Here is a 5626-nt window from a genome sequence, read left to right as displayed (position 1 = left end):
GGGCTGGGGGCGGTGGTGTGCGGGGCAGGGAACCGGCGTGTGAGGGGAAGCGGCCTGCGAGGCCGTCCAGAAACCGGACAAGGGTGTCGGCTTGGGCGAGGGTGGCGGCGGCCGGGTCCGGCAGCATGATGTCGGTGGCCGCGTGGCCGAGCTGTTCGGCGTGGGCGCGCAGCGTCCGGCGGGCGTGATCGGCCAGGATGATGTGCGCGTATGCCGCCGCGTGCTCGGACCGGGGACACGCCTCGACCAGCTGGTGCAGATAGGAACCAGTCAGGCCGACGGCTTCCGGCCGGGCCGCGGCGAGCACCGCGTTCAGCCAGACCGGCTCCCTAGCGTGTATGTGGGGATCGGGCAGCGGGAGGGTGCGCATCGCTGTGAGCAGGGAGCGGTGGGTGGAGTCGCCGAGGTGGGCGGGGTCAAGAGAGCTGACGTTCTTGAGTTGTGGTGGGTCACGCAGGAGCGCTCCGAGGAGAGCGCGCACGGCGTAGTCCACCGGTTGCGGTGCCGCTGTGTCGTCCAGGTCGTTGCGATGTGGATCGGCGGTGGGGGGCATCAGGCGGCCAGGGCGAAGTCGTCGCGGTGGAGTGTCTTGCCCAGATGCGGGGCCAGCAGATGAGCGGCGAGCCTGGGAGGCACGGCGTTGCCGATCTGAGAGAACGCCTGCCCCTTGTTGCCCTGCCAGGGGTAGTCGGCGGGAAAGGTCTGCAGGATTCCCGCTTCCTGGGCGGTGATCCGGATTGATTCCGGCGCCGTCGTCCCTTCACGGTCTTCGTGGCCGACGGGTTCGGCGAGCCAGAGGCATTCGTTGGAGCGATGGCCGAAGAACAGCGTCCCCGCCGGCTCGTCCAGGGAACGGATGGTTGCGTTGGTCTGGTTGTTGGTGCGCAGCGACCACGTCCAGCGGCGACTTTCCGGGTGGGCGCCGGGCGTGCCGGCCTGGTGGCTCACGGGGGTGGGTGTCTTCGCCGGCCTCTCCGGGGCGGTGGCGGGGAGGTGATGGGGCCGGAGGGTGTGGTGTTTCCAGGTGCCGCGGTCGCGTGCGTCGGTGAGGGCTTTGCGGGAGCCGGAGGGGAAAGGCTCGGGTCCGCCTCCGGGCCCGCCGCCGGCGCACACTGTCGGCACCGGCCGGTCGGTGGCGCCCCAGCCGAGTGCTTGTGCCATCGACCTCCACCGCTCACGGCCTGGCCCGAACAGTGTCTCCGGTTCCGGGAGCCGTGCGTGTGTCGGTTCCGGCGGTACGGCGGTACGAGTGCGGGAGGCGATCAGGATCGCCCGCCTGCGTGTCTGCGGAACGCCGTAGTCGGCCGCGTTCAAGACGCCCGCCCACACGGAGAATCCCCAGCTCCGCAGGATCGCCGCGTACTGCCGCCACAGCGGCAGGACGTCGGGGACCTCCTCCATGAGCACCCATTCCGGCTCCCCGACCGCGTTGAGGGCGTGCAGGTAGCGCATGGGTTCCGCGGCCAGCAGGGACCGCGCGTCGCGGCACGAGATGAGCAGCGCCTCGCGGGTATCGCGCCCGTCGGCGAGGTCGGCGACGGCCTGATGGACCAGGGGCTGGTCGATCAGCCCGAGTTGCTTCCCGGCCCTGGACCACGCCTGGCATGGGGGCGATGCGATCAGCCCCAGCGTCCGCCCGGCAAAGACTCGTGCCGGGTACCGGGCGACGTCCGTCCGGATGGTCAACTGCCCAGCCGCAGCGCGTGTCCTGCAGGCCCAGGTGTCCCATTCCAGGCCGACATCCCTCATGCCGAGCACGGTCAGGGCATGGCTCCAGCCCCCCGGTCCGGCAAAAAGGTCAATTATGAAGCGGTTCACGCGGTCAGACCGAAATCATTCCGCGCCGCCTCCGCTTCCGCTTCGGCGCCCCGGCAGGCCCACGGTGAGCATCCGTCGACAACGCCCTGCTCCAGATCCTCGACGGCCGGACCGGTGCTGAACTCCTGCTGCGGCGCCGCCCGTTCGGCGGCGGTGACGCGGTCGATCGGCGCCTGGCCCAGCGGTACGCGGGAGCGGTGGAGAAACGCCTGGCCGAGCAATTTGTTACCGGTCGCGTTGGCGCGGGCGTTGCCCTGCCGGATCGCCGCATCGAATTGCACGACGTCCTGCCACTCGCTGGGGCTCGTGTCACGAATGTGCCGCCACTGCGCGTTTCCGTGGAAAGGGCAGCCGAGGCATGATGATTTCGGAGTGTCGCCGAGACCGAGTGACTTCAGGTATCGGGTGCAGTCGCCGCGCGACCATCCCATGTCAATGAGCGGGTGGACGTTTCTCATGTAGCGGACGTCGGCGTCTTTGGCGCGATGAAATTCGTCCGTGGAAATTCCGACCCACTGCTCAACATGTACTCCCTTGGGGATGCGCTGCGGGTAGGGGTATCCGAGGATTTCGCGAACCTTCCTTTTTATTGGTTTTATTTTATATTCGCCGGTGCATTGGCGTCGGGTCATGCCAGGCTTTCCGTCCTTGTTCAGGATGTAGAGGGGCATGGAGGCGAACCGGTGACCGGGGTCGAGCGCGTCGTTGCGGATGTTTCCGGAGCTGACCCGCAGGACGGGTATTCCGGCGGGTGTGGCGATCTCTTTTTCGAGCCTGTCGAGGTGGGCGTATACGGTGCGGGGCTCCCAGCCGGTGTCGGCGAAAATCGCGTAATCGACCGTCGGAAGAATGCCCTCGGCCGAAAGGGCGAGGAGGGTGCTGGACTGAACTCCCGCGCCAAGGGAGAGGGCGCGGAATCGGGGCTGATCTGAAATGGCCTGTCCTGGGGGTGGGGTATGGATGCTGCGCCCTCAATGAGGCTGGCGCGTAGGGGTATTCGGTAGCTTCCCGGCGGAGGTGCTGTCGCCGGATGTCAGCGGCGATGTCCGGCCGGTGGGATCGGAGTTGGAGCGGGCGTGGCGGCGCTCGGGCCGTGGGTGTGTCGTCCTTGCGGGCCGGGAGCGGTCTTCGCGGCCGGCGGGTGCTGAAGGCGGGGGCGACGTGGTCGACGGTCTCGGCGACCTGCTTGGCCTGGTCGTGGGCGTGCCTGAGCTGTTCGGCGACGTCCTTGGGGAGCTGGTCCCATTGGGCTTGGTACTGGTAGCGCTGGATGATTTCGGTGGCGTTGCGCAGCTGGTCGGCGAGCTGCCGCAGGACCGCGGTCTTCTGCTCGGGGCTCGTGGCGGTGTGTGTGGCCTGCAGAAGCGCATCGAGTGCGGCGGGCAGCGGGTCGTCGTCTCCGGGGAGGCCGAAGAGGTGGGCGTGCAGTGCTTGTGCGAAGACTGTGACGGGTCCGCTTCGGGAGCGGTGGCCGAAGTCGGCTGCCGCCTGTCGGCGAACGCTGAAGCTGACGATCACGTCGCGTGGGGCCGCGTTGGGGTGGATCTGGTCGGCGAGGGCGCGGGCGACATCGTGTGCTGTCGGAGTATCGGAAGGCGTTGTGTCTCCGTGGGGGATGTGGGCTACCGGGGCGCGGCGGTTGCGGCCGGGCGGCCTGCAGGGCGGGCAGCGATGAGCGCGGGCGGTTTTACCCGGCCGAAGATGGCGGCCAGGCCGCAGCCCCCTTCAGCGGTGAGGTGGACGCGTTCGTCGTGGAGGACGAGCGTGCACGGCTCGCGGTGCACGAGGCCGCGGGCCTCCAGAGACCGGGTGATGGAGTGGCTCCTGTGCGTCGAGCCCGACGGGTGCATCCTTGTACCGGCGTGGTGGCCGGGCTGCCGTGGGCGTGGCACGAGGGTGAATGTGATGGCGTCGGGGGTGGGGATTACGAGGTCGGCGCGTACGCCGGGTGTTGAGCCGGCCGCGGTCAGCGTGTCCTTGGCGCGGCTGGGCGCGTTGCGGGGCTTGAGGCGGTGGAGTAAGCGGCCTTCGGAACAGCCTTGGTCGTCAGGGCCGACTTCTGGGGGCGCCCGTAGTTCGCGATGAGCGTCTGGCGGCCGGTGGCGGTCAGGCGCACGCGGTGCCGGTCGTAGAGGTCCGGGCGGAGGTTGTACTGGATGAGCTGCTTGGACTCCAGGGACCGGAGCGTGGTGAGGAGCAGGCGCTCGTCATGGCTGGTGACGCGCTGTCGGCCTGCCGCTTCGTAGATCTGGACCTGTCCGCGGGCGATCGCCCGCAGGGCGCTGTCCTGGGCGCGTGAAAGCGTGATCTCCGGACCCGGGAGTGTGGGGGCGTCGAGGTGCTGGCGGTGCGCGGCGAGGGTGAGCGTCTCTGCGGCCTGGGCGGATGATTCCGGGGCGAGGGCCGTCAGGTCGCGAGCCACGTGGAGTTGTCGGCCGGCGTCCAGCAGCACGTCGCGCCGGTGGTACTGGTCGTAGACGTCGGGGCTCTCGGATGCCACGTCGCCCGCGGTGGTCAGGATGTCCTCGGCATCGATGAAGTGGTCGACCGCGGCGTTGGTCAGAAAGGCGATCTGCCGGAGCCGGATGAGGACATCGTTGACGTCCGGAGTGCGTTCGAGGCGCTGGCCTGTGATGCCGTCGACCGTCTCGACCGTCGCGCGGGCGAGCCTCTGTGCGGAGGCGATGTGGGCCGGCAGGGCGGCTGCTGTCTCGGGTGTGACGAGGGCCAGGTGGGCGAGGGTGTCGTTGTGGCGGGTGAACTGCGCGGCGAGGATCAGCAAGCGGTCGGGCAGGGAGGAGGAGGTGCGGTTGGACATGGGGGCGGGTCTTTCTTGCGGGGAGCGGTTGGCGGCGGCGTGACGTGCGGCCCTGCTCGGGGTGTGCGTCAGCGACGCGGGGCGCCGTCCTGTGGTGTGGCCGGCGCCGGGGGTGGCGCGGCAGTCTGGGCCTCGGTCGGCGTGGCGGGCACGGATGGCTTCCGCATGGCGGGGGCGGGTGGGCTGGAGGGGCGGCGCACGTTCAGGACGGGCGTGCCGGAAGCCGGGTCCTGGCCGACGGCGAGGACGCTGTCGCCGGGCTGCAGGTGATCAGCGGTGACGTCCAGGGTGACTGACTCGGGTGCCTGCCTGGCGGCAACCGGGCGGGTTTTGGGCTCCTGCGGGGACTGAGGCTTTGCGGTGATGGCCAGTTCCGGGGGCCAGCCGGCGTTCACGCGCCAGTGGAGCCGGGCGGCCGTGCAGTTCGCCCGAGGGTCGAGAGCCCACAGGTGCAGGGGCTTTGTCTCGCCGAACGCGGTGACGGGTACGCCGTAGCCTGGGTCATCTGGTCCTTGGAGCAGCGCGTCCCTGAACCTCGTTCCGTCCGTGAAGACCCGGGTGTAGAGCGTCTGATAGCCGATGCCGCTCTGCTCGGCCCAGCCGCGGAGGCTCAGAGCACGTCCGAAATGGGCGAACCGCAACGGGGGTTCCTCGCCCGTGCCGCGAGTGATCGCGTCCTCGGCCTCCCAGCCGAGAGCCAGCCGCCCACGGAGGGTCGCCTTCGAGACCCGGCACCGAGGGTCCTGTGCCCACGTCCCGAGGTTCTTGGACTCTCCGAGGGCGTGGATCGGTCCTTGCGCCAGCGCCCAGTTGTGCCGGCGCGGCCGGGATCCGGGGGCCGATTCCGACCGGGAAGTCATTGGACGGGGTGGTGATCGGTGAAGGCCATGGGAGTTGTGAAGTCCTGACTGAACCAGGGTGATTGGGTTGATACGGATCGCAAGGCCGCCTGCGCGGGGGCGGGAACGATGGGGGCTGGTATTTAAAAAA

General features: G+C 69.4%; 5 protein-coding genes. All 5 read right to left on the bottom strand.

Annotated features, from left to right (window positions below; translation table 11 throughout):
• On the bottom strand, positions 1 to 553 hold a 553-nt coding region (locus tag PV679_RS35730), incomplete at its 3' end, for a DnaB-like helicase N-terminal domain-containing protein (protein ID WP_319685453.1).
• Positions 553 to 1749 (bottom strand): DNA cytosine methyltransferase, encoded by a 1197-nt coding sequence (locus tag PV679_RS35725; RefSeq protein ID WP_416069877.1) that lies wholly within the window; start codon positions 1747 to 1749, stop codon positions 553 to 555. The genes PV679_RS35730 and PV679_RS35725, both read right to left, overlap by 1 nt.
• Positions 1750 to 1814: 65 nt before the next feature.
• Positions 1815 to 2753, bottom strand: coding sequence for a hypothetical protein (locus PV679_RS35720; RefSeq protein WP_319685454.1), 939 nt, complete (start codon positions 2751 to 2753; stop codon positions 1815 to 1817).
• Between the two features lie 1031 nt (positions 2754 to 3784).
• Positions 3785 to 4636, bottom strand: coding sequence for a hypothetical protein (locus PV679_RS35715; protein ID WP_319685451.1), 852 nt, complete (start codon positions 4634 to 4636; stop codon positions 3785 to 3787).
• A 68-nt stretch (positions 4637 to 4704) separates the two neighbouring features.
• Positions 4705 to 5496, bottom strand: coding sequence for a hypothetical protein (locus PV679_RS35710; RefSeq protein WP_319685450.1), 792 nt, complete (start codon positions 5494 to 5496; stop codon positions 4705 to 4707).
• Between the last annotated feature and the right edge of the window lie 130 nt (positions 5497 to 5626).

The sequence above is a fragment of the Streptomyces sp. AK02-01A genome, from assembly GCF_033795305.1.
Taxonomy (GTDB): domain Bacteria; phylum Actinomycetota; class Actinomycetes; order Streptomycetales; family Streptomycetaceae; genus Streptomyces.
This window is presented reverse-complemented; position numbering and strand designations above follow the sequence as displayed.